The sequence below is a fragment of the Chachezhania antarctica genome (genome assembly GCF_003646465.1).
Lineage (GTDB): Bacteria > Pseudomonadota > Alphaproteobacteria > Rhodobacterales > Rhodobacteraceae > Chachezhania > Chachezhania antarctica.
The window spans coordinates 1-656 of sequence record NZ_QZEX01000044.1; the positions used below are offsets into that span (position 1 = coordinate 1).

General features: G+C 67.7%; 2 protein-coding genes. Both read left to right on the forward strand.

The window, feature by feature from the left end; translation table 11 throughout:
* Positions 1–297: hypothetical protein (locus tag D4754_RS23770; protein WP_121068645.1), on the forward strand; the 297-nt coding region annotated here is incomplete at its 5' end.
* Positions 298–319: 22 nt separating this feature from the next.
* The coding region (locus D4754_RS23775; protein WP_420837231.1) for a hypothetical protein at positions 320–656 on the forward strand (337 nt) is incomplete at its 3' end.

The window sequence follows — 656 nt, forward strand, 5'->3', positions numbered from 1 at the left end:
CGGATCTTCGATCTGCTGGCGGCCTATGTCTCGGCCGGCCTCGATCCGGCGCATTTCTGGTCGCTCACGTTGCGCGAGTTCAACGCGCATATGAAAGGCGCGCGCGCCCGTCTCCGGCAGGAGCAGGACGGGCGCGCCTGGCTGGCCTGGCATGCCGAGGCGCTGGCCCGGCAAAAGACATTGCCCGGGTTCAGGGCATTCGTCGGCGGCGGTGACCGCGGGCCGCAGAGTTCCGACGATCTGCAAGCGATGTTCGAAATGATCGCGGCCCAATGGGGCGCGAAACCGGCCGCGTGAGGCGGCCGTCAAGGGGGGTGTCATGGCATCTGTGATCGGCGCGCTCCGGGTCAATCTCGGCCTGGACAGCGCAAATTTCCAGAAGGGCGTGGGCAAGGTTTCACCGCGGCTGAAATCCATGCGCGCGCAGTTCCTGAAAGTTGCGGGCGCGGCCGCCGCCTTCGGGGCGGCGATCGCGGCCGCCGCTTTGAAATCGGCGCAGGAAATCGACCGGGCGGCCAAGGCGGCGCGGCGTCTCGACGCCTCGATCGGCGGGTTCCGCGCGCTCGAGCTGGCCGCCAGTGAGGCGGGCGTGCCCCTGTCGGGGCTGACCAACGATATCCAGAACATGAACCGCGAGATTGCCAATATCGGCACGA